This window comes from Pseudomonas boreofloridensis, from assembly GCF_030580795.1.
GTDB lineage: Bacteria > Pseudomonadota > Gammaproteobacteria > Pseudomonadales > Pseudomonadaceae > Aquipseudomonas > Aquipseudomonas boreofloridensis.
In genome coordinates this window covers 125,825-145,004 of sequence record NZ_JAUQOQ010000005.1, presented here as the reverse complement: position 1 = coordinate 145,004, position 19,180 = coordinate 125,825, and the positions used below count along the sequence as shown (strand labels likewise).

Here is a 19,180-nt window from a genome sequence, read left to right as displayed (position 1 = left end):
CTCAGGCGGCGGCCTTGGCAGCGTCCTTCAGCAGCTGAGCAACACGCTCAGACGGCTGCGCGCCCTGGCTCAGCCAGTAGGTGACGCGTTCCTGGTTGACAGACAGCTTGACTTCGGCGCCCGATGCGATCGGGTTGAAGAAGCCTACGCGCTCAACGAAACGGCCGTCACGGGCGTTACGCGAGTTGGTCACGGTCAGGTGGTAGAAGGGGCGCTTTTTCGAGCCGCCACGGGCCAGACGAATGGTTACCATGTGAACATCGTTCCTATAGTCGGTACTGCAGTCGGTGCTGCAAATCTGAATGCCAAATAGGCACACGGGTGCCCAAAAGGCCGCATATTCTCGGGGAATACACGGACATTTGCAAATGGCTTTTTCGCAAAAGCCTTGCAATGCCGGCCAGACCTGCCGGTTAAGCCGCGCTGAGGCGGCCGGTTTTCCCGCCGAAGCGGGGTCGGATCGGCTGCCGCGCGAGGCGAGCAGCCGATCGGATTCCTTACAGTTTCGGCATGCCGCCACCGGGCAGCATCCCGCCCAGGCCGCGCATCATCTTGGCCATGCCGCCTTTGGCGGAGAATTTCTTCATCATCTTCTGCATCTGCTTGTGCTGCTTGATCAGCCGACCGATGTCCTGCACCTGGGTGCCGGAACCCATGGCGATGCGACGCTTGCGCGACCCGCTGATCAGGTCGGGATCGCGGCGCTCGGCCGGGGTCATGGAGTTGATGATCGCTTCCATCTGCTTGAACTGCTTCTCGGCCGCGCCCTGGGCATTGCCCATCTGCGACAGATTGACCCCGCCGATGCTCGGCAGCTTGTCCATCAAGCCGCCCAGGCCGCCCATGTTCTTCATCTGCTGCAGCTGGTCGCGGAAGTCTTCGAGGTCGAAGCCCTTGCCCTTCTTCAGCTTCTTGGCGAGTTTGTCGGCCTTGGCCTTGTCGATGTTCTGCTCGGCCTGCTCGATCAGGCTAAGCACATCGCCCATACCGAGGATGCGCGAAGCGATGCGGTCGGGGTGGAACGGCTCGAGCGCTTCGCTCTTCTCGCCCATGCCGATGAACTTGATCGGCTTGCCGGTAATGGCGCGCACCGACAGCGCGGCACCGCCGCGGGCGTCACCGTCGACCTTGGTCAGCACCACGCCGGTCAGCGGTAGCGCTTCGCCGAACGCCTTGGCGGTGTTGGCGGCGTCCTGGCCGGTCATGGCGTCGACCACGAACAGGGTTTCCACCGGCTTGACCGCGGCATGCAGGGCCTTGATCTCATCCATCATGTCGGCGTCGATGTGCAGACGACCGGCGGTGTCGAGAATGACCACGTCGATGAACTTGATCTTGGCTTCGCGAATCGCCGCCTCGGCGATATCCACCGGCTTCTGGCTGATATCGGACGGGAAGAAGGTCACGCCGATGTCGTTGGCCAGGGTTTCGAGCTGCTTGATCGCCGCGGGACGGTAGACGTCGGCGGACACCACCATCACGCTCTTCTTCTTGCGCTCCTTGAGAAAGCGCGCCAGCTTGCCGGCAGTAGTGGTCTTGCCCGCACCTTGCAGACCGGCCATCAGCACCACGGCCGGCGGGGCTGCATTGAGCGCCAGGTCTTCGTTGGCCGCGCCCATCAGGCTTTCGAGCTCGGCCTGGACGATCTTCACGAAAGCCTGGCCCGGGGTGAGGCTGCGCGACACTTCGGTGCCGACTGCACGCTCCTTGATGCTGTTGACGAAGTCCTTGACCACCGGCAGGGCGACATCGGCCTCGAGCAGGGCCATGCGCACTTCGCGCAGGGTGTCCTTGATGTTCTCTTCGGTCAGCTTGGCCTTGCCGGTGACATGGCGCAGCGTCTGTGACAGACGGTCGGTCAGGTTTTCGAACATGGTGATCCTTTCAGGCCCAGTGAAGCCGAGGTTGTTCAGGCGCCCCGGCAAACATCGCACGCCGAGGGCACAGCAAGCCGGGCAGTATAACGGAGAGCGACGAAGGCGCGAAGCGGCAAGCGGCAAGCGGCAAGCGGCAAGCGGCAAGCGGCAAGCGGCAAGCGGCAAGCGAGTTTGGTGCGATCCGCTCCTGCTTGCCACTCCAAGCTCGAAGCCCGCGGCTTCTTGAAGCTTGCAGCTTGCGGCTTGACGGTGCGAAACTCCCCTCCTTTAAGGGCTCGCCTCCCAGGACCTATGCTCTCCTCACCCAGCCTCATCCCCAACCTGATCGCAGCCATTCTCTACATCGCAGCGACCGTCCATCAGGGCACGCGCCTGGCACAGGGCAACAAAGCGGACAAACGGCTGCTCGGCTTGCTGGGCGTGGTCGCCGTGCTTGCCCAAGGCAGCGCCTTGTTCTTCCAGTTGCTCACCCCGCTGGGGCTGAGCCTCGACTTCTTCAGTGCGGCCAGCCTGATCGCCACGGCGGTCATCGCACTCACCTTGCTGGCTTGCCTGAGCATTCCGGTGGAGAACCTGCTGGTCCTGCTGTTCCCGCTCGGCGCCATCACTGCGTTGCTGTCGCAGTTCGCGCCGGCCGGTACGGTGCCACTGGTCAACGAAGAGCCCGGCATCCTCGCGCACATCCTGTTGTCGATCCTCGCCTACGGCCTGTTCACCATCGCCGTGGTGCAGTCGCTGCTGTTGCTGTTGCAGGATCACCAGCTCAAGCACAAGCACCCCTCCGGACTGATCCGTAACTTCCCGCCGCTGCAGACCATGGAAAGCCTGCTGTTCGGCTTCCTCTGGGCCGGGTGGATCTTGCTGTCGCTGTCGCTGATTTCCGGCTGGCTGTTCCTGGACAACCTGTTCGCCCAGCACCTGGTGCACAAGACCTCGTTGTCGTGCCTGGCGTGGATCGTGTTCAGCGTGCTGCTGTGGGGACGCGCCCGCCTGGGCTGGCGCGGACACAAGGCAATCCGCTGGACGCTGGCCGGTTTCTGCCTGCTGATGCTGGCCTATTTCGGCAGCAAGCTGGTTCGCGAATTCATCCTGCACATCTGACGAGCGGTCATGAACACTCTGCCGTATGCCCCTCTGCTCGGCACCCTGACACTGGCGCTGCTGTGGTCGGCGCTGTTCAGCGCCGTCGACGCCGCCCGCCAGCACCTGCTTGGCCAGCCCCGCCACAACGACATGCCAGCCCCTGCCCTGCCCGCCCAGGCCTTGGTGCTATGCGCCAGCCTGGGCCGATTGCTGGTCCTGGGCCTGGCCTGCCTGATCGGCCAGCGCCATAGCGGCGAGCAAGGGTTTTGGCTGGGCGGACTCGGCGCCACGCTGGCGCTGCTGGTGCTGGCCGAGTACCTGCCGCGCCGCCTGGCCCGGCGTAACCCCCAAGCCTTCGTCAGCCTCGGCGCCAGCCTGCTGAAACTGCCACTGACGCTGCTGCAGCCACTGGCCTGCCTGCTAGACGGGATGGCCAAGCTCATTTTGCGCCCGTTCCGTGTACAGCCTGCCGCCGTCGCCCTGCACCCACAGGACGAGGAGCGTTTCGACGAACACGAGCCCCACGAAGCACCCCGCCAGGGCCTGGCCGAGGGCTTGCAAGCGTTGGACAAGATCACTGTCAACGACATCCTGGTGCCACGCAACGAAGTCGATGGCATCAACCTCGACGACCCGCTCGAACAGATCGTCCGGCAATTGATTGTCAGCCGCCACACGCGGCTGCCGGTCTATCACAACGACATCAATCAGGTCGAAGCCATCCTCAACACCAAGCTCATCAGTCACTTGCTGGCCAGCGCCGAGCTGACCCTGGAGAGCCTGAAGAGCGCCTGCTACGACCCCTATTTCGTCCCCGAAAGTACGCCCCTGCATCTGCAATTGCTGAATTTCCACAAGCAGCAACGGCGCATGGGTGTGGTGGTGGACGAATATGGCGAGGTGCTGGGCCTGGTGACGCTCGAAGACATCCTCGAAGAAATCGTCGGCGAGTTCGAGGAAGAGCAGGGCCTGGACAATCCGCACATTCACCCGCAGGTCGATGGCCGCTTCGTCATCGACGGCACCGCTTCGTTGCGCGAGCTCAACCGCAGTCTCGGCTGGCACCTGCCCTGCGACGGCGGCCCGAAAACCCTCAACGGCCTGGTCACCGAAGCCCTGGAAAGCATTCCCCCCAGCGCGGTCTGCCTGAAGATCGGTCGCTATCGCCTGGAGATCCTCGAAATCGAGGACAACTGTGCGAGCAAGGTGCTGGTCTGGGCCGTCACTCGCTAGCTATACTCGGCCCACGCTTACCCAGCCCTGCCGTCCCGCCCGCTATCCGCATCGGCGGCTCACGGCCAGTCCGCTGCTGACGAACCTGCGGCCCTGCCATCTACCCCGAACAGCATCCGCACCCTGCCATCCCTGGGTCTTCGTCAGCCTGGCGAACCACAATAATACGCGGTGGCCTGCGCATGCAGCCCCGCGAACGACTGCTCAGGGACTTTCGCATGACAACCAGCAGCACCTACGCCGAGCCTGCCTCGGCGACTCCGGTCAATTCACCTGCCCGCGTGGCGACCGCCAGCTTCATCGGCACCGCCATCGAGTTCTACGATTTCTACGTCTATGCGACTGCCGCGGCACTGGTCATCGGCCCGGTATTCTTCCCCTCAGGCTCAGGCACCGCGCAGATGCTGGCGGCCTTTCTCACCTTCGGCATCGCCTTTCTCGCCCGCCCGCTGGGCTCGGCCCTGTTCGGCCACTTCGGCGACCGTATCGGACGCAAGTCGACGCTGGTGGCCTCGCTACTGCTGATGGGTGTATCGACCACTCTGATCGGCGTGCTCCCCGGCTACGACAGCATCGGCGTGTGGGCACCGATCATCCTCTGTGTACTGCGCTTCGGCCAGGGCCTGGGGCTGGGCGGGGAATGGGGCGGGGCGGCGCTGCTGGCCACCGAGAATGCGCCGGAAGGCAAGCGCGCCTGGTTCGGCATGTTTCCCCAGCTCGGGCCGTCGATCGGTTTCCTGGCCGCCAATGGCCTGTTCCTGACACTGGCCTTGCTGCTCAGCGACGAGCAATTCCGTGAGTGGGGCTGGCGCATTCCCTTCCTGCTCAGCGCGGCGCTGGTGCTGGTCGGTCTCTATGTGCGACTCAAGCTCGAGGAAAGCCCGGTGTTCGCCAAGGCCGTGGCGCGTCACGAGCGGGTGAAGATGCCGGTGGTCGACCTGTTCGCCCACCACTGGCGCCCCACCCTGCTCGGCGCGGCGGCGATGGTGGTGTGCTACGCACTGTTCTACATCTCCACGGTGTTCTCGCTCAGCTATGGCGTCTCGACGCTGGGCTACAGCCGCGAGACCTTCCTCGGCCTGCTGTGCTTCGCCGTGGTGTTCATGGCCCTGGCCACGCCGCTGTCGGCCTGGCTCAGCGACCGCTACGGGCGCAAGCCGGTGCTGGTGGTCGGCGGACTGCTGGCGATCGCGTCGGGTTTCACCATGGAGCCGCTGCTGACCTCTGGCTCCACGACCGGCGTGGCGCTGTTCCTGGCCCTCGAGCTGTTCCTGATGGGCGTGACCTTCGCACCGATGGGGGCCTTGCTGCCAGAGCTGTTCCCCACCCACGTGCGCTACACCGGCGCCTCGGCGGCCTACAACCTGGGCGGCATCGTCGGCGCCTCGGCCGCCCCATTCTTCGCCCAGAAGCTGGTGAGCCTGGGTGGATTGAGTTGGGTAGGCGGGTATGTGTCGGCAGCCGCGCTCATCAGCGTGATCGCGGTACTGTGCCTGAAGGAGACCCGGCAGACGCAGCTTTAAGCCTGGGCCTGCGGCCAGTTGCAAGCGGCAAGCGGCAAGCGGCAAGCGGCAAGCGGCAAGCGGCAAGCGGCAAGCTACAAGCTACAAGCTACAAGCTGCAAGAGGATCCGCACCCGCCGCGGATCGCTCTTTCTTGCCGCTTGTAGCTTGCGGCTTGTAGCTTGCCGCTCGTGGTTTAAAAGTCGACGTGGACTGCCTGGGCGGCGCGGGTGGCCTTGGCGCGGGCGGCTTCGATCGACTCGTCGCGTGCCAGGCACACGCCCATGCGTCGGGTGCCGTTGATTTCCGGCTTGCCGAACAGGCGAATGGCGGTGTCGGGCTCGCTCAGCGCGGCGCCGAGGTTGGCGAACGCGGTCTGCTGCGACTGACCTTCCGGCAGGATCACCGCCGAGGCCGACGGGCCGAACTGGCGGACCACCGGAATTGGCAGGCCCAGGATAGCGCGAGCATGCAGGGCGAACTGCGACAAATCCTGGGAAATCAGAGTGACCAGGCCAGTGTCGTGAGGGCGCGGCGACACTTCGCTGAACCACACCTGATCGCCCTTGACGAACAGCTCGACCCCGAACAGACCACGACCGCCCAGCGCATCGGTGACCGCCTGCGCTACGCGCTGCGACTCGGCCAAGGCCTTCGGGCTCATGGCCTGGGGCTGCCAGGACTCCTGATAGTCGCCCTTCTCCTGACGGTGGCCGACCGGCGCGAGGAACGTGGTCCCGCCGACGTGTCGGACAGTCAGCAGGGTAATTTCATACTCGAAATCGATGAAGCCCTCGACAATCACACGGCCCTTGCCGGCACGGCCGCCCTCTTGGGCGTAATCCCAAGCTTTCTGCAGGTCGGCATCGCTGCGCAGCAAGCTCTGGCCTTTGCCCGACGAGCTCATGACCGGCTTGACCACGCACGGATAGCCCACATCGGCCACGCCCTTGGCGAAGTCTTCATAGGTGTCGGCGAAGTGATACGGCGAGGTCGGCAACTCCAGCTCTTCGGCGGCCAGGCGGCGGATGCCTTCGCGGTTCATGGTCAACTGGGTGGCGCGGGCCGTCGGCACCACGTTGAAGCCTTCGTTTTCCAGCTCCACCAGCGTGGCCGTGGCGATGGCTTCGATCTCCGGCACGATGTAGTGCGGTTTTTCCGCTTCGATCACGGCGCGCAGGGCGACGCCATCGAGCATGTTGATCACGTGGCTACGGTGGGCCACCTGCATGGCCGGCGCATTGGAGTAACGGTCCACGGCAATCACTTCGACGCCCAGGCGCTGCAGCTCGATCACCACTTCCTTGCCCAGCTCGCCGCAGCCACACAGCAGTACGCGGGTCGCGGTGGGCGACAATGGGGTTCCGATACGGGTCATTTCAGGTCCTCGTAGGCGTCCGGGGCGCGCCGGCAGGGGCTGCCCGCTGAAAAAGGACCGGTATTCTACATCAATCGCGTGCGCTTCAACCTGCTGCCAGCAAGCGGCGAGCACGCCACGCCATGATCAGCCAGACTGCGGTCACCCCGGCGAACTTGGAGGCCATGGCCGTGCCGATCACCGCTGGGGTAAGCGCACCGATCATGCCGAAGAAGATGAACGTGTCCACCGGAATGCTCAGGGCCGAGCTCAGCCACAGGCGATCGCGCAGCGGCCTGCGGGTGATGCTGAACACCAGCCAGTCGATCAGCTCGGACACGAAGAACGCCGTGGCACTGGCCAGGGCGATGGCCGGTTCGGAAGTGGCGTAGGACAGCACCAGCGCGGCCAACATGGCGATCAGAGCGCCATGGCCGAAGCGGGTCTGGACCATGTCGCGCAGGATGAACACCAGCCCGCCCCAGGCGGACCAGATCACGTCCAGGTGCGGCGCACTGGAGAAGGCGTAGTTGATCAGCACCACGCTGCTGATGTAGGCGATGAGATAGAACATGATTGGAGATTCTGTGGGCAAGCCGGACAGATTAGCGGGGAGTCAATCGCCGGTAAACCCGCTGCTGCGCAACCCCGCCCGAAGACACGCTCAACCGATGACCAGGCCCGCCGCCAGCGCCCGCTCGTGACAACGCACCAGCACTGCACGGCGCTGGTCGTTGTCCAGGCGTGTCCATTGGCTGATTTCCTCCACGGTACGCTGGCAACCCGTGCAAATGTCCTGCTCGTCCAGGGCGCAGACGTTGACGCAGGGTGAGCCGACCGGCCGCTCGTCAGTCTTCATCGAGCACCAACTCGCGCCCATAACGCTCGGCGTTGTGCACGTAATGCGCAGCGCTGGCCTCGAGCATGCGTTTCTGCTGCTCGGTGAGCTCGCGCACCACCTTGCCCGGCGAGCCCATCACCAGCGAGCCGTCGGGAATTTCCTTGCCCTCGGGGATGAGCGCATTGGCGCCGATGATGCAGTGTCGACCGATGCGCGCGCCATTAAGAATTACCGCGTTGATGCCGATCAGGCTGTAGTCGCCGACGCTGCAGCCATGCAGCATGGCGTTATGGCCGATGGTCACGCCCTTGCCCAGGGTCAGCGGCGAGCCCATGTCGGTATGCATCACCGTACCGTCCTGGACGTTGCTGTCCTCGCCGATGTCGATCAACTCGTTGTCGCCACGCAGCACGGCGCCGAACCAGACACTGGCCCGCGCCTGCAGGCGCACCTTGCCGATCAACGTGGCGGTGGGCGCGGCCCAACTGCTGGGATGGGCTTCGACGCGCAGGTCGCCCAGGCGGTATTTCATATGTGCTTCCTCACGGTTGGCTGCGGTTGGCGGGTGGACCCCGCTCAGTGCTCGATGAAACGCTCGGGCGGACGGTGCAAGCTGATGCCGGCGTCGAACAGCAGGTTGACCAGTTCGACGATCATGATCGCCGACAAGCCCCAGATCTTGTAGTCGCCATAGCGGTAGCTGGGCACGTACCAACTGCGGCCCTGGTAGTCGATACGGTGGGTGTGATCGCGAGGGTCCTGGCGAAAGAACGACAGCGGCACCGTGAACACCGCAGCGATCTCGGCATCGTTGGCGCGGTATTCGACGTAATCCGGGATCACGCCGACGAACGGCGTTACCTTCAAACCATGCAGGGAAACCAGCGGGCTCAGCGGACCGAGCACTTCCACCAAGCCGGGCGGCAGGCCGATTTCTTCTTCGGCCTCACGCAAGGCGGTGAAGACCAGGTCAGGATCCTCGGGGTCGCGCCTTCCACCCGGAAAGGCCACTTCGCCGCCATGGGTCGACAGGCCCTGGGCGCGCAGGGTCAGGACCAGCTCGGGCTCTTCGCTGCGGGTGATGGGCAACAGCACCGCCGCCTCCGGAAAACGGCGGTCCGCCTCCAGGGGCACGGGGATATGGTTGCTCATACGGCGAAGAAGCTCGTCCAGCATCGCGCACTCTCGATTCCAAAGCCTACCCGGCATGATGCACCAAAAGCCCGGGAGCACCCAAGCCCTGGCCGCTTGCGGCAACCCACCAGGCCGCGCCAAGATAGCCACCCACACAGGACGATCAGCATGAAATTCTGCAGTGCGTGCGGCAACCCGGTCATTCAACAGATTCCCGAGGGCGACAGCCGGCTGCGCTATGTTTGCCCGGCCTGTCACACCATTCATTACCAGAACCCCAACATCGTCGCCGGGGTGCTGCCGACCTGGGGCACGCAGGTGCTGCTGTGCCGCCGCGCCATCGAACCGCGTCGCGGCTTCTGGACCTTGCCGGCCGGCTTCATGGAAAACGGCGAGACGCTCGATCAGGCCGCCCGTCGCGAAACCGTCGAGGAAGCCTGCGCGCGGGTCGGCCCGGCTACCCTCTATCAGTTGTTCGACTTGCCGCACATCAACCAGGTGCATGTGTTCTTCCGCGCCGAACTGGCCGACCTGGATTTCGCCGTCGGCGTCGAGAGCCTGGAGGTGCGACTGTTCGAGGAACACGAAATCCCCTGGGACGCGCTGGCTTTTCGCACCGTGAGCAGGACACTAGAATGCTACTATCGCGACCGCATCAGGCAGCATTTCCCCTTGGGGCATGAATCACTGCCGCCGATGCTGGTGTCGTCGTCCAACTAGCTCTTTCAGGATACGTGTGATGCGTTGCTTGCTTGCCCTCTTCTGCCTGTGCGTGGCCTCGGTATCGCAGGCTGCGTTCACCGAAACCATCATCCGCAAGCCTGCGTCCGCGAACACGCCACCGGTTGCGCAGCCACACGTCTTGCCGCCGCGCAGTGCGAGCCAGCCGTTGATCGACAAGGTGCTGGTGCTCAAGTCCGAACGTCGCCTGCAACTGATCAGCCGCGGCGAGCCGCTCAAGACCTACCGCATCTCCCTGGGCAAGCAGCCCAAGGGCGCCAAGGAGCGCGAGGGCGACAAGCGCACCCCCGAAGGTTTCTACTGGCTCGACTGGCGCAAGGCCAGCGACCGTTACAACCTGGCGATGCACATTTCCTACCCGAACATCAGCGATGCCGCCAAGGCACGCCGTGACGGGGTGAACGCCGGCAGCATGATCATGATCCACGGCACGCCGATCAACGACGAGTACCCGGAGTGGTACTTCCATACCCTGGACTGGACCGAGGGCTGCATCGCCATGCGCAACGCCGACATGCGCGAAGTGTGGAGCATGGTCAAGGACGGCACCATGATCGAGATCCGTCCCTGACGGCCATCTGCGTCAGCCCTTGGCCCGCCGGGCCTTGAAGAATTCGCTGAGGATCGCCCCGCACGCCTCGGCCAGCACCCCGCCCTCGAACAGCACCCGGTGGTTGAGAAAACCCTGGGTGAAGAACTGGCCCTGGCTCTGCACCACGCCAGCCTTGGGTTCGAGCGCGCCGAACACCACCCGCTCGATGCGCGAATGGACGATCAGCCCAGCGCACATGCTGCACGGTTCGAGGGTCACGTACAGGGTGCTGCCCGGCAGCCGGTAGTTGTTCGCCGCCTGCGCCGCCGCGCGGATGGCGATCATCTCGGCATGGGCACTGGGATCGCTGTCGATGATCGGGCGATTGAAGCCCTGACCCAGCACCTCGCCGTGCTGCACCAGCACCGCCCCCACCGGCACCTCGCCCAGCGCCGCGCCCTGGGCCGCGAGCGTCAGCGCCAGGCGCATGAATTCCTCGTCGCGGCTGCGATCGATGATCTGCGGACGCATCACACCACCGCGATCGCGGCCATCAGGCCGGTTTCCATGTGGTCGATCACATGGCAATGGAACATCCAGGTGCCGGGGTTATCCGCCACCAAGGCCACTTGGGCACGTTCGTTGCGGCCCAGCAGGTAGGTATCGGTGAACCAGGGCTCGGTGATCTTGTGCCGATTGGAGGCGATCACCTTGAAGCTCATGCCGTGCAGATGGATCGGGTGCTGGTACTGGGTCATGTTCTTCAGCTCGAAGATATAGCTCTTGCCCTTTTTCAGCGTGGCGATGGGACGGTCGGCGCAGGTCTTGTCGGTGATGTCCCAGGCCTGCCCGTTGATCTGCCACAGGCTCGGTGGCCTGCCGTTGTCGGTGTCCACCGAGACCTTGCCTGCCCACTCGAAATTGAAGTTGAGCTTCTCGGCGTTTTCCAGATCCGGCTCGGCGATGGGATTGGGCGGCAGGGCCTCGGGCCAGTTGCCGGGGGCCTCACTGCTGGCCACCGAACGCAGCGTACCGAGACGCACGAAACCATCACGCAACGAGATTTCCTCGCCCGCCTCGGGAATGCGAATGGCCAGGCAGATGCGCATGCCGGGGCCGAGCCAGTACTCGTCCTCCAGCGGCCTCGGCGTGACCGGGTTGCCATCGAGGGCGTAGACCTTGGCCTCGCAATTACCCTTGAGGTTGATGCGATAGGTCCAGGTGTTGTCCAGGTTGAGCAGCCGCACGCGCACGACTTGGCCGGCCGGCAGCTCGGTGACCGCCTCGGCCTGGCCGTTGATGGTGATCAGCCGCCCGGCCGTGCCATTGCGCGCCGCCTCGCGCGGTACGCTGAAGGGCATGAAGGCGCCCTGCTCGTCCACGTGCCAGGTCTTCAAGCTCAGCGTGCGCTCGTGAAGAAAGCCGGTGGGCGCGCGTTCCTCGACGATCAACGGCCCCACCAGGCCGCGGCCCAGCTCTTCGGAACTGCTGACATGCGGGTGATACCAGTAGCTGCCGGCATCCGGCACGCGGAACTTGTAGTCGAAGAACTCACCCGGCTTGACCGGCAGTTGCGACACGTAGGGCACGCCATCCATTTCCAGCGGCAGACGAATGCCGTGCCAATGGATGGTGGTTTCCACCGGCAGGTGATTGATGAAGCGCACCCGCAGCCAGGTTCCCTGGCGCACCCGCAGTTCGGTGCCCGGCGCCGAAGGCCCGAACGCCCAGGCTTCAGTCTTGAAGCCCGGGACCAGTTCGACGTCCAGTGGGGCGGCGATCAGCTCGTAGTCGTGCCCGGCATTTTCATCTTCGACCTTGCCCAGCCAGTAACGCGCCGCACCTCCGGCGCCCAGGCCAACCACCACGAGACCGGTCAGGCCTTTGAGCATTTGTCGACGGGTAAAGGACATCGGTGCAGGTACCTCGTAGGCGCAATCAAATGGCCATTATCGGCCAGTGACGGAAGGGCGAATACGATACACCTGCAACTGAGAAAGATTAAGTGCGCGATTGTCGCGCGGTATCAGGGTCGAACGCTGCTGGCGCCCCACCTCAGTCGGACTTGGCCTGCTCCTGAACGATGGCGATGGTGAGGAACTCGGCCGGCCTCATCACCGCGACCTGGACGCTGATACGCAGGTAGCCGTCGAGCAAGTCTTCCGGGGTCATGGTCGACCCCAGCCCGACGCTCACGTGGAACGCCTCATCAGGGGTCGCTCCCCGCAGGCCACCCGCCTTCCAGATACCGGTGAGGAAGCTGGTGATCATGGCCTTCACGGCGCCCCAAGTGTCGGCGGTGTTGGGCTGGAACACATAGGGCTGCGCGGCCAGCTTGATCGACTGCTCAAGGAAGATCATGGTCCGGCGCACCGGGATATAGCGCCAGTCCTGGCTGTTGCCGTCGAGGGTACGTGCCCCCCAGATCAAAATGCCCGCGCCTTTGAATGAGCGGATGGCGTTGACCGACTTGCCCGAATCGGCATCGATGTTGAGATCCTCCTGCTGGGCGTCGGACAGCTGAATCGGCAAGCTGACGGCACCGACGATGCCCCTGTTGGCCGGGGCACTCCACACCCCTCCTGAGTTGTCGCTTGCCGCGTAGACCCCCGCCATCGCGCCGCTGGGGGGCAGCACGTTGGCGCATTCGAGCACTTTTTCGATGATTGTTCGGTAGCTCTGACTGGCGTTGAGCAGCCCGGCCTGCAACTGGCTGTTGCTCATCGCTTGGGCCGGCGGTGTCAGGATCATGTCCAGCAGTGCCGCGACCGCCACATTCGGTGCTGCCGGCGGATTGATCAACGCCGCCAGTTGCGCGGTATCGCCCCCGAACAGCTGGGTGAAATCCATCTCGGCCGGCTGCATCACGTGGGTGCCGATGAACGGGTAATAGCAGGCGCCATAGCTCAGCCCATTTTGACCGACGTTGCCACGGAAGGTCTGAATGTCCTGGGTGTAGTGGACCGGATCAGGTTTGTCTGCGCCAATGATGTCGAACACGCAGAGCGCAGTACCCATCTGCTCGGCCTGCTCCAGCATCCCCCGCATCAGTGTGCCGTTGTCGGCCACCGTCAGCAGGGTGGCCTCTGGACAGATGTACAAGGTCGGCTCCGCCTCCTTGAGCAGCACACTCAAGCCCCGTTGCAGATCGACCAAGTGCACGTTGGGGTTGACTACAGGTGCCGACGCATCGCTGGCCGGCCTGTGGCTGGGTGCACCATAGGCGCCGACCGCAACGACGTAGGCATCGCCGCCGCCGTTCTGATAGAACAGGCGAATGCTGTTGTAGAGGTAATAGACGGTGCTGGGGTCGGGGACTATCGAATAGTACGTGCCGCCGATCAGCACGAACTGACCCGAGTCAGGTTGCGCGTTCTGCGCTACCAGGTAGTACTCAGGACTGTATTGGCGCGCCGGCTCCGCTGGCGGCGGCGGATTGTCCAGCAGGAAATAGGCCTGGAACTCGGCGAACGAGGTGATCTTCACGGCCTTGTTGTAGTAGGACGCGCCTCGATAATCGGCGCGCGGCGTATAGCCGATGAACGCGGGCACAGCGGTCGCGATGGGCGCGACTGAGTTGGAAAACGCATTGAGCTCGGTGATGTACACGCCGGGCGTCTTGGGAGTGGAGATCATGGCGTGTCCTCGTGATGTGGGAGTGGGAAGCGAATCGACCGCCATGCAGGGAGCGAATGCGCCCCGCTGAACCAGAAATACGGGTAGGAGTGACGCTAGCACGATAGCGGCTTTTAGCCACTAACCGTTCGAATCGCTGCCAACCCTATCGAGGCATTTCAGCCAATCTTCACATTCGCTGTCGCGCGATGGCCCGCCCTCGCCTCGTCGCTGCTGGGCTATGGCATCGCTGAAATCGCTCGAACGATTTCCGATTAAACATTAGAGAAAGTCCAGACCTGAGAGGCACCTGTCGCATTTCTGAAATATCTGGCCGCGCGCTGAATGGATAGTGGTGAATTGCCATCTTCATTCGTGTAAATTCACGCGCGCTTGATTCAGCACTCCACTGAAAAGCTGGCAGGGATGCCAACAGTAGACGCCAATGCGGATCGTTCCCTGCCAGTCTCTGCCTGTAAGGATACTGCTTTGACTATTTCCCCTCTGCGCCGCTCACTGTTGGCGCTCTCCGTGGCGGCTGTCGTTGCCCCACTCCAAGCTGCAACCCTGAACAATCTGAATCACGATCTGAGTACTGGGGGCTACCTTAGTACCGGTGAAGTTTTCAATAATGCCACCTTCACCGGCACCTCCCAGAACGCAGGGGTTAGGTTTAATGACGTCACCCTGGCAGGTAACGTAATAAACCGAGGCACAATCAACCGAGCAGATAGCTCAAAAGGATTCGCAGCAGGAATCTCGATCGACGGCTTGTACGCCAACATCGCTGGCGACGTGATCAACCAGGGTGACATCACGGTGAGCGGTGATCTCGGCGGCGGTCTGCAAATGTATCGGACCAAGATCGCAGGCGAGGTGAATAACTCCGGCAATATCACCGTCACGGGTGAAGAGGCCGAAGGCATGTGGATCAGCTCGACTCAAGCGCGCATCAACAACACCGGCACCATAACGGCACGTGGCACCGACGCTGAGGGCATCGTGCTCGAGAAAGCCCAATTCACCGGTAACATGCCGGGCTCTCCTTATCAGTCCGACGTCAACAACAGTGGGACTATTTCAGCCGACGGTGTAGGTATCCACGTCATCGATGCCAGCACACCGGGGAACCTGCTCAGCATCACCCAGACCAGCGGCCTGATCGAAGGCGGCGTCGCAGCGATTCTGGCCGACGAGGATGCACCTAATACCTACTTTTACTGGCGCGGCGGCCAAGTGAAGGGAGACCTGCAGGGCCTGGGCGGTGTCCTGGTCAAAGGCGATGCGCAGTTCGATGGCTCGACCATTCGCAGCGGCTTCGTCGATATTGACGGAGGCCGCCTGACGCTGCTGCGCCCACAGACCACGATCGTCGGCGACCTCGACCTGGACAGCGACACCGCACGCCTGCGCCTGTTGCTGGACAACGACACACAGCCCAACACGCCGATCCTGAAAGTCACCGGCAACACCTACTTCTCCAAAGGCAGCCAAGTCGAACTGCAAGCGCGCTCCGACGATTTCCGCACCTCCGCCCAAGGCACACGCTACACGCTGATCAATTCCGGCACCTGGGAAGAACAACAGAACCTCTCCGTGGTGTCTTCGTCGGCCCTGCTCGAAGTCAAGAACTTCGGTATCGAAGGCCAGGACGTCAAAGCATTGGTGACCACCCGCAGCGATGAGGAGGTCGCACAGAACGTGGTGGAGGCCAGCGGTTCGGACAACGCGGTCAACGCCGTGAATCCGCTGAAGAACACGATCATGGGCCAGATCGCCGAAAGCGACCCGGTCTTCCAGCGTTTCGCCAGCGCCGCCAGCAACGCCGAACTCGCCCAACTGGCCGAAACCCTGACGCCGGACGTCAGCCGTGGCGTGATCAATGCCGCCACCGACAGCCTGAATCTGGTGGCCAATGCCATTCACGCGCGCGCCGGCAAAGCGCGTAGCGGCCTGTCTTCCGGTGAAGTACTACCTGAGCAAGGCGTCTGGCTGCAAACGCTGTCCAGCGATGCCAACCAGGACAACCGCCACGGCGTCCAAGGCTACGACGCCAAGACCAAGGGCATCGCCCTGGGTGCCGATGGCAAGCTCAATGCCGACACCACCCTGGGACTGGCCTACAGCTACCTGACCAGCGACGTCAAATCCGACCTGGGCCACAAAACCGATGTCAGCGGCCATGCCCTGACCTTGTACGGTAACTGGACGCGCGGCAACGTCTTCGTCGATACCTCGCTGATGTATGGCTGGAACGACAACGCATCCAAACGCTACATTGCCGGCACCCGCGCCAAAGCCGATTACGACAGCGAGATCTTCGGCGTCAATGCATTGGCCGGCTACCGCTTCCAACTCGACAAGCAATGGCTTGTGGAACCGCAGGTCGGGGCACGCTATGCCAATGTGTCGATCGATTCGTACCGGGAAAAAGGCAGCTCGGCCGCCCTCAAGGTCGGCAGCCAACGCTATGAAATCGGCGAAATGGGCCTGGGCGCTCGCCTGGCGGCAGCCTTCGACATGGGCGTGGGCAGCCTGGAGCCGGAGGCCAAATTGATGGCTTGGCACGACTTCATCGGCGACAAGGCCAGCACCACCTCGACCTTCGTGCTCGGCGGCAACGCGTTCACCACCACCGGCGCCACACCGGCGCGTGACAGCTACGAACTGGGACTGGGCGCGACCTATCGCGTGGGCGCATGGAGCGTAGGTGGAAGTTACAACTACCTGGCCCGCAGTGGTTTCGATGCAAACAGTTTCATGGCCAATGTGCGTTATGACTTCTGATTGAACGTCTTTGCCTGAAACAACGAAGCCCGAATTTACGTTAATGCTGTTCGCTCAAAGAATGCTGGGGCCGCTTCGCGGCCCTTTCGCGGCACAAGGCCGCTCCCACCACGTCCGCGTGAACCCCGAAACATGGGGCTCAGCTCACTTCTAAGACAGGGCATAAAAAGCGAACGACGCTAGCCCACTAGCATGGCGCTACGGGTGCTTGCATTGTTCTTTTCTTGAATGCAATGACCCAGAGCATGATGAAAGCGGCTGGAGGTATCACAGCGGTCAAACACCACCATCCGCTGTAGCCAGACTTCTTGAGAATTACAAAGATTGAAAAGATCGGCATCACAAGGTGGAGCAGGACCAACGTGACGTTTTGAGGAACGGCCAGGAAGTACCTGTTGGGTAATTCATTCCTGGCAGGCCATGCCCTGAGGGCAAGAATCGGGAAGCCAATCCATGCGCCCAACGGTATACCGAATGGGACAATCATGAACATCAACGACCAATACGGAGAGAGCCCCGCCTTTTTAAGTAAAAAGGCATAGGGAATACCAAGCAAAACAAACACCAGCACAGCATCCTGCACATAAAACATGTTAGACATCCTTATACATCATCATGAGTACATCCCAGGCTGCGAGCACTGGCCGGACAAGCGTAGTGTAAATCACCTAAGGCTATCCGTGTTTTGGGGTTAGGCAGTTTAGCCATTCGCGGAAACTGCATTCGTGGTATTCAATACAGTCGGTGATTCTATAACGCGTCAAAAACGCTGCACAGCGTTACTTATTCCCAACTTCCAAAAACCCAAAGCCCGCAGGGACGCGGGCTTTGGGTGTCGCTTCTACTACTTGATACCGGTCTAAACCGAACGCGGGATCACTCCCACTCAATCGTCGCCGGCGGCTTGCTCGACACGTCGTAGGTCACTCGCGAGATGCCTTCGATCTCGTTGATGATGCGCCCGCTGACGGTCTCCAGCAGCTCGTAAGGCAGGTGCGCCCAGCGTGCGGTCATGAAGTCCACGGTCTCCACGGCGCGCAGGGCAACGACCCAGGCGTAGCGGCGGCCGTCGCCGACGACGCCTACCGACTTCACCGGCTGGAATACGACGAAGGCCTGGCTGGTCTTGTGATACCAGTCAGCCTTGCGCAGTTCTTCGATGAAGATGTGGTCGGCGCGGCGCAGGATGTCGGCGTAGTCCTTCTTCACTTCGCCGAGGATGCGCACGCCCAGGCCCGGGCCCGGGAACGGGTGGCGGTAGACCATGTCGTACGGCAGGCCCAACTCCAGGCCGATCTTGCGCACTTCATCCTTGAACAGCTCGCGCAGCGGCTCGACCAGCTTGAGGTTCATTTCCTCCGGCAGGCCGCCGACGTTGTGGTGCGACTTGATCACGTGGGCCTTGCCGCTCTTGGCGCCGGCCGACTCGATCACGTCGGGGTAGATGGTGCCTTGGGCGAGGAACTGGATGTTGGGCAGCTTGCTGGCCTCGGCATCGAACACGTCGATGAAGGTGCGGCCGATGATCTTGCGCTTCTTCTCCGGGTCGGCTTCGCCGGCCAGGTTGTCGAGGAACTGCTTCTCAGCGTCGGCGCGGATCACCTTGACGCCCATGTTCTCCTTGAACATGGCCATCACCTGGTCGCCCTCGTGCAGGCGCAGAAGGCCGTTGTCGACGAACACGCAGGTCAGTTGGTCGCCGATGGCGCGGTGCAGCAGCGCCGCGACCACCGAGCTGTCGACACCGCCGGACAGGCCCAGCAGGACGTTGGCCGAACCCACTTGCTCGCGCACTTGAGCGATGGCGTCTTCGACGATGTTGGAGGGCGTCCACAGGGCTTCGCAGCCGCAGATGTCCTGGACGAAACGCGACAGGATGCGACCGCCCTGCTTGGTGTGGGTCACTTCCGGGTGGAACTGCACGCCGTAGTAGCCGCGCGCGTCGTCGAACATGCCAGCAATCGGGCAGCTCGGGGTGCTGGCCAGCACGTGGAAGTCGGCCGGCATCTGGGTGACCTTGTCGCCGTGGCTCATCCACACGTCCAGCCCCAGCACGCCGTCGGCATCGACATGGTCTTCGATGCCGTCGAGCAGGCGGCTCTTGCCGACCACATCGACTCGGGCATAACCGAACTCACGCAGCTCGGAACCGGCGACCTTGCCGCCCATCTGCTCGGCCATGGTCTGCATGCCGTAGCAGATGCCCAGCACCGGCACCTTCAGGTCGAACACGGCCTGCGGCGCGCGTGGGCTGTTGGCTTCGTGAACCGACTCGGGACCACCGGCGAGGATGATGCCGCGTGGGTTGAATTCGCGAATCGCCTCATCGTCCATGTCGAACGGGTGCAGTTCGCAATACACGCCGATCTCGCGTACACGGCGGGCGATCAACTGGGTGTACTGGGAACCGAAATCGAGGATCAGGATGCGGTGAGCGTGAATGTCGAGGGCCATGGGGGAATCTCTGATTCAGCTGCG

18 protein-coding genes are annotated in these 19,180 nt (G+C 62.9%); 6 read left to right on the top strand and 12 right to left on the bottom strand.

The features are described 5' to 3' along the window. Position 1: 1 nt before the first annotated feature. Positions 2–253: a 30S ribosomal protein S16 gene (rpsP, locus tag Q6A47_RS08170; RefSeq protein ID WP_008094480.1), complete on the bottom strand. Its 252-nt coding sequence runs from the start codon at positions 251–253 to the stop codon at positions 2–4. A gap of 244 nt (positions 254–497) precedes the next feature. Then, positions 498–1,874, bottom strand: a complete 1,377-nt coding sequence (gene ffh, locus Q6A47_RS08165) for a signal recognition particle protein (RefSeq protein ID WP_029613349.1) — start codon at positions 1,872–1,874, stop codon at positions 498–500. Between the two features lie 294 nt (positions 1,875–2,168). Here ffh and Q6A47_RS08160 point away from each other — a divergent pair, with 294 nt between their 5' ends. The 3 genes from Q6A47_RS08160 to Q6A47_RS08150 all read left to right on the top strand — a co-directional run bounded on the left by Q6A47_RS08160 (position 2,169) and on the right by Q6A47_RS08150 (position 5,716). Beyond that, a complete protein-coding gene (locus Q6A47_RS08160) occupies positions 2,169–2,978 on the top strand; it encodes a cytochrome C assembly family protein (protein ID WP_304483906.1) in 810 nt (269 codons plus the stop codon). A 9-nt stretch (positions 2,979–2,987) separates the two neighbouring features. Further along, the gene (locus Q6A47_RS08155; RefSeq protein ID WP_039575749.1) at positions 2,988–4,193 is read left to right on the top strand and encodes a transporter associated domain-containing protein; all 1,206 of its coding nucleotides are present in this window, start codon (positions 2,988–2,990) and stop codon (positions 4,191–4,193) included. 218 nt (positions 4,194–4,411) lie between these two features. Then, entirely contained in the window at positions 4,412–5,716 is a 1,305-nt protein-coding gene (locus Q6A47_RS08150) for an MFS transporter (protein WP_304483903.1), read from the top strand. Between the two features lie 175 nt (positions 5,717–5,891). On the opposite strand, the gene purT is transcribed toward Q6A47_RS08150, so the two are convergent. The 5 genes from purT to Q6A47_RS08125 form a co-directional block, all read right to left on the bottom strand. Beyond that, positions 5,892–7,073, bottom strand: coding sequence for a formate-dependent phosphoribosylglycinamide formyltransferase (gene purT, locus Q6A47_RS08145; RefSeq protein ID WP_304483902.1), 1,182 nt, complete (start codon positions 7,071–7,073; stop codon positions 5,892–5,894). A gap of 85 nt (positions 7,074–7,158) precedes the next feature. Then, the gene (locus tag Q6A47_RS08140) at positions 7,159–7,626 is read right to left on the bottom strand and encodes a 7-cyano-7-deazaguanine/7-aminomethyl-7-deazaguanine transporter (RefSeq protein WP_029613352.1); all 468 of its coding nucleotides are present in this window, start codon (positions 7,624–7,626) and stop codon (positions 7,159–7,161) included. Positions 7,627–7,716: 90 nt separating this feature from the next. Then, entirely contained in the window at positions 7,717–7,911 is a 195-nt protein-coding gene (locus Q6A47_RS08135; RefSeq protein ID WP_029613353.1) for a DUF1289 domain-containing protein, read from the bottom strand. After that, positions 7,901–8,425, bottom strand: a complete 525-nt coding sequence (locus Q6A47_RS08130) for a gamma carbonic anhydrase family protein (RefSeq protein WP_295484221.1) — start codon at positions 8,423–8,425, stop codon at positions 7,901–7,903. Before Q6A47_RS08130 ends, Q6A47_RS08135 begins: the two co-directional genes overlap by 11 nt. Positions 8,426–8,469: 44 nt before the next feature. After that, a complete protein-coding gene (locus tag Q6A47_RS08125) occupies positions 8,470–9,069 on the bottom strand; it encodes a CoA pyrophosphatase (protein ID WP_029613355.1) in 600 nt (199 codons plus the stop codon). A 126-nt stretch (positions 9,070–9,195) separates the two neighbouring features. On the opposite strand from Q6A47_RS08125, the gene Q6A47_RS08120 reads away from it, so the two are divergent. Then, positions 9,196–9,747, top strand: coding sequence for an NUDIX hydrolase (locus Q6A47_RS08120; protein WP_039575740.1), 552 nt, complete (start codon positions 9,196–9,198; stop codon positions 9,745–9,747). A 19-nt stretch (positions 9,748–9,766) separates the two neighbouring features. Continuing rightward, positions 9,767–10,339, top strand: coding sequence for a L,D-transpeptidase family protein (locus tag Q6A47_RS08115; protein ID WP_116887653.1), 573 nt, complete (start codon positions 9,767–9,769; stop codon positions 10,337–10,339). Positions 10,340–10,351: 12 nt separating this feature from the next. Here Q6A47_RS08115 and tadA read toward each other — a convergent pair whose 3' ends face one another. The 3 genes from tadA to Q6A47_RS08100 all read right to left on the bottom strand — a co-directional run bounded on the left by tadA (position 10,352) and on the right by Q6A47_RS08100 (position 13,936). Then, positions 10,352–10,831 (bottom strand): tRNA adenosine(34) deaminase TadA, encoded by a 480-nt coding sequence (gene tadA / locus Q6A47_RS08110; protein WP_304483898.1) that lies wholly within the window; start codon positions 10,829–10,831, stop codon positions 10,352–10,354. Beyond that, a complete protein-coding gene (locus Q6A47_RS08105; RefSeq protein ID WP_304483896.1) occupies positions 10,831–12,213 on the bottom strand; it encodes a multicopper oxidase family protein in 1,383 nt (460 codons plus the stop codon). The genes tadA and Q6A47_RS08105 overlap by 1 nt, the downstream gene beginning before the upstream one ends. Positions 12,214–12,355: 142 nt before the next feature. Further along, positions 12,356–13,936: a phage tail sheath family protein gene (locus tag Q6A47_RS08100; protein WP_304483894.1), complete on the bottom strand. Its 1,581-nt coding sequence runs from the start codon at positions 13,934–13,936 to the stop codon at positions 12,356–12,358. A 750-nt stretch (positions 13,937–14,686) separates the two neighbouring features. Between Q6A47_RS08100 and Q6A47_RS08095 the strand changes: the two genes are divergently transcribed. Next, a complete protein-coding gene (locus tag Q6A47_RS08095; protein WP_304483893.1) occupies positions 14,687–16,702 on the top strand; it encodes an autotransporter family protein in 2,016 nt (671 codons plus the stop codon). 187 nt (positions 16,703–16,889) lie between these two features. Here Q6A47_RS08095 and Q6A47_RS08090 read toward each other — a convergent pair whose 3' ends face one another. Both Q6A47_RS08090 and guaA read right to left on the bottom strand, forming a co-directional pair. Continuing rightward, positions 16,890–17,294, bottom strand: coding sequence for a hypothetical protein (locus Q6A47_RS08090; protein ID WP_029613360.1), 405 nt, complete (start codon positions 17,292–17,294; stop codon positions 16,890–16,892). A 284-nt stretch (positions 17,295–17,578) separates the two neighbouring features. After that, positions 17,579–19,156: a glutamine-hydrolyzing GMP synthase gene (gene guaA, locus Q6A47_RS08085; RefSeq protein WP_039575728.1), complete on the bottom strand. Its 1,578-nt coding sequence runs from the start codon at positions 19,154–19,156 to the stop codon at positions 17,579–17,581. Positions 19,157–19,180: the final 24 nt, after the last annotated feature.

Excerpts from the sequence above, each read along its gene's own strand:
- purT (WP_304483902.1), bottom strand. The coding sequence starts at position 7,073 with ATGACCCGTATCGGAACCCCATTGTCGCCCACCGCGACCCGCGTACTG.
- Q6A47_RS08125 (WP_029613355.1), bottom strand. The coding sequence starts at position 9,069 with ATGCTGGACGAGCTTCTTCGCCGTATGAGCAACCATATCCCCGTGCCC.
- Q6A47_RS08105 (WP_304483896.1), bottom strand. The coding sequence starts at position 12,213 with ATGTCCTTTACCCGTCGACAAATGCTCAAAGGCCTGACCGGTCTCGTG.
- Q6A47_RS08100 (WP_304483894.1), bottom strand. The coding sequence starts at position 13,936 with ATGATCTCCACTCCCAAGACGCCCGGCGTGTACATCACCGAGCTCAAT.
- Q6A47_RS08120 (WP_039575740.1), top strand. The coding sequence starts at position 9,196 with ATGAAATTCTGCAGTGCGTGCGGCAACCCGGTCATTCAACAGATTCCC.
- Q6A47_RS08135 (WP_029613353.1), bottom strand. The coding sequence starts at position 7,911 with ATGAAGACTGACGAGCGGCCGGTCGGCTCACCCTGCGTCAACGTCTGC.
- Q6A47_RS08090 (WP_029613360.1), bottom strand. The coding sequence starts at position 17,294 with ATGTTTTATGTGCAGGATGCTGTGCTGGTGTTTGTTTTGCTTGGTATT.
- guaA (WP_039575728.1), bottom strand. The coding sequence starts at position 19,156 with ATGGCCCTCGACATTCACGCTCACCGCATCCTGATCCTCGATTTCGGT.
- Q6A47_RS08155 (WP_039575749.1), top strand. The coding sequence starts at position 2,988 with ATGAACACTCTGCCGTATGCCCCTCTGCTCGGCACCCTGACACTGGCG.
- ffh (WP_029613349.1), bottom strand. The coding sequence starts at position 1,874 with ATGTTCGAAAACCTGACCGACCGTCTGTCACAGACGCTGCGCCATGTC.
- Q6A47_RS08160 (WP_304483906.1), top strand. The coding sequence starts at position 2,169 with ATGCTCTCCTCACCCAGCCTCATCCCCAACCTGATCGCAGCCATTCTC.
- Q6A47_RS08130 (WP_295484221.1), bottom strand. The coding sequence starts at position 8,425 with ATGAAATACCGCCTGGGCGACCTGCGCGTCGAAGCCCATCCCAGCAGT.
- tadA (WP_304483898.1), bottom strand. The coding sequence starts at position 10,831 with ATGCGTCCGCAGATCATCGATCGCAGCCGCGACGAGGAATTCATGCGC.
- rpsP (WP_008094480.1), bottom strand. The coding sequence starts at position 253 with ATGGTAACCATTCGTCTGGCCCGTGGCGGCTCGAAAAAGCGCCCCTTC.
- Q6A47_RS08150 (WP_304483903.1), top strand. The coding sequence starts at position 4,412 with ATGACAACCAGCAGCACCTACGCCGAGCCTGCCTCGGCGACTCCGGTC.
- Q6A47_RS08140 (WP_029613352.1), bottom strand. The coding sequence starts at position 7,626 with ATGTTCTATCTCATCGCCTACATCAGCAGCGTGGTGCTGATCAACTAC.
- Q6A47_RS08115 (WP_116887653.1), top strand. The coding sequence starts at position 9,767 with ATGCGTTGCTTGCTTGCCCTCTTCTGCCTGTGCGTGGCCTCGGTATCG.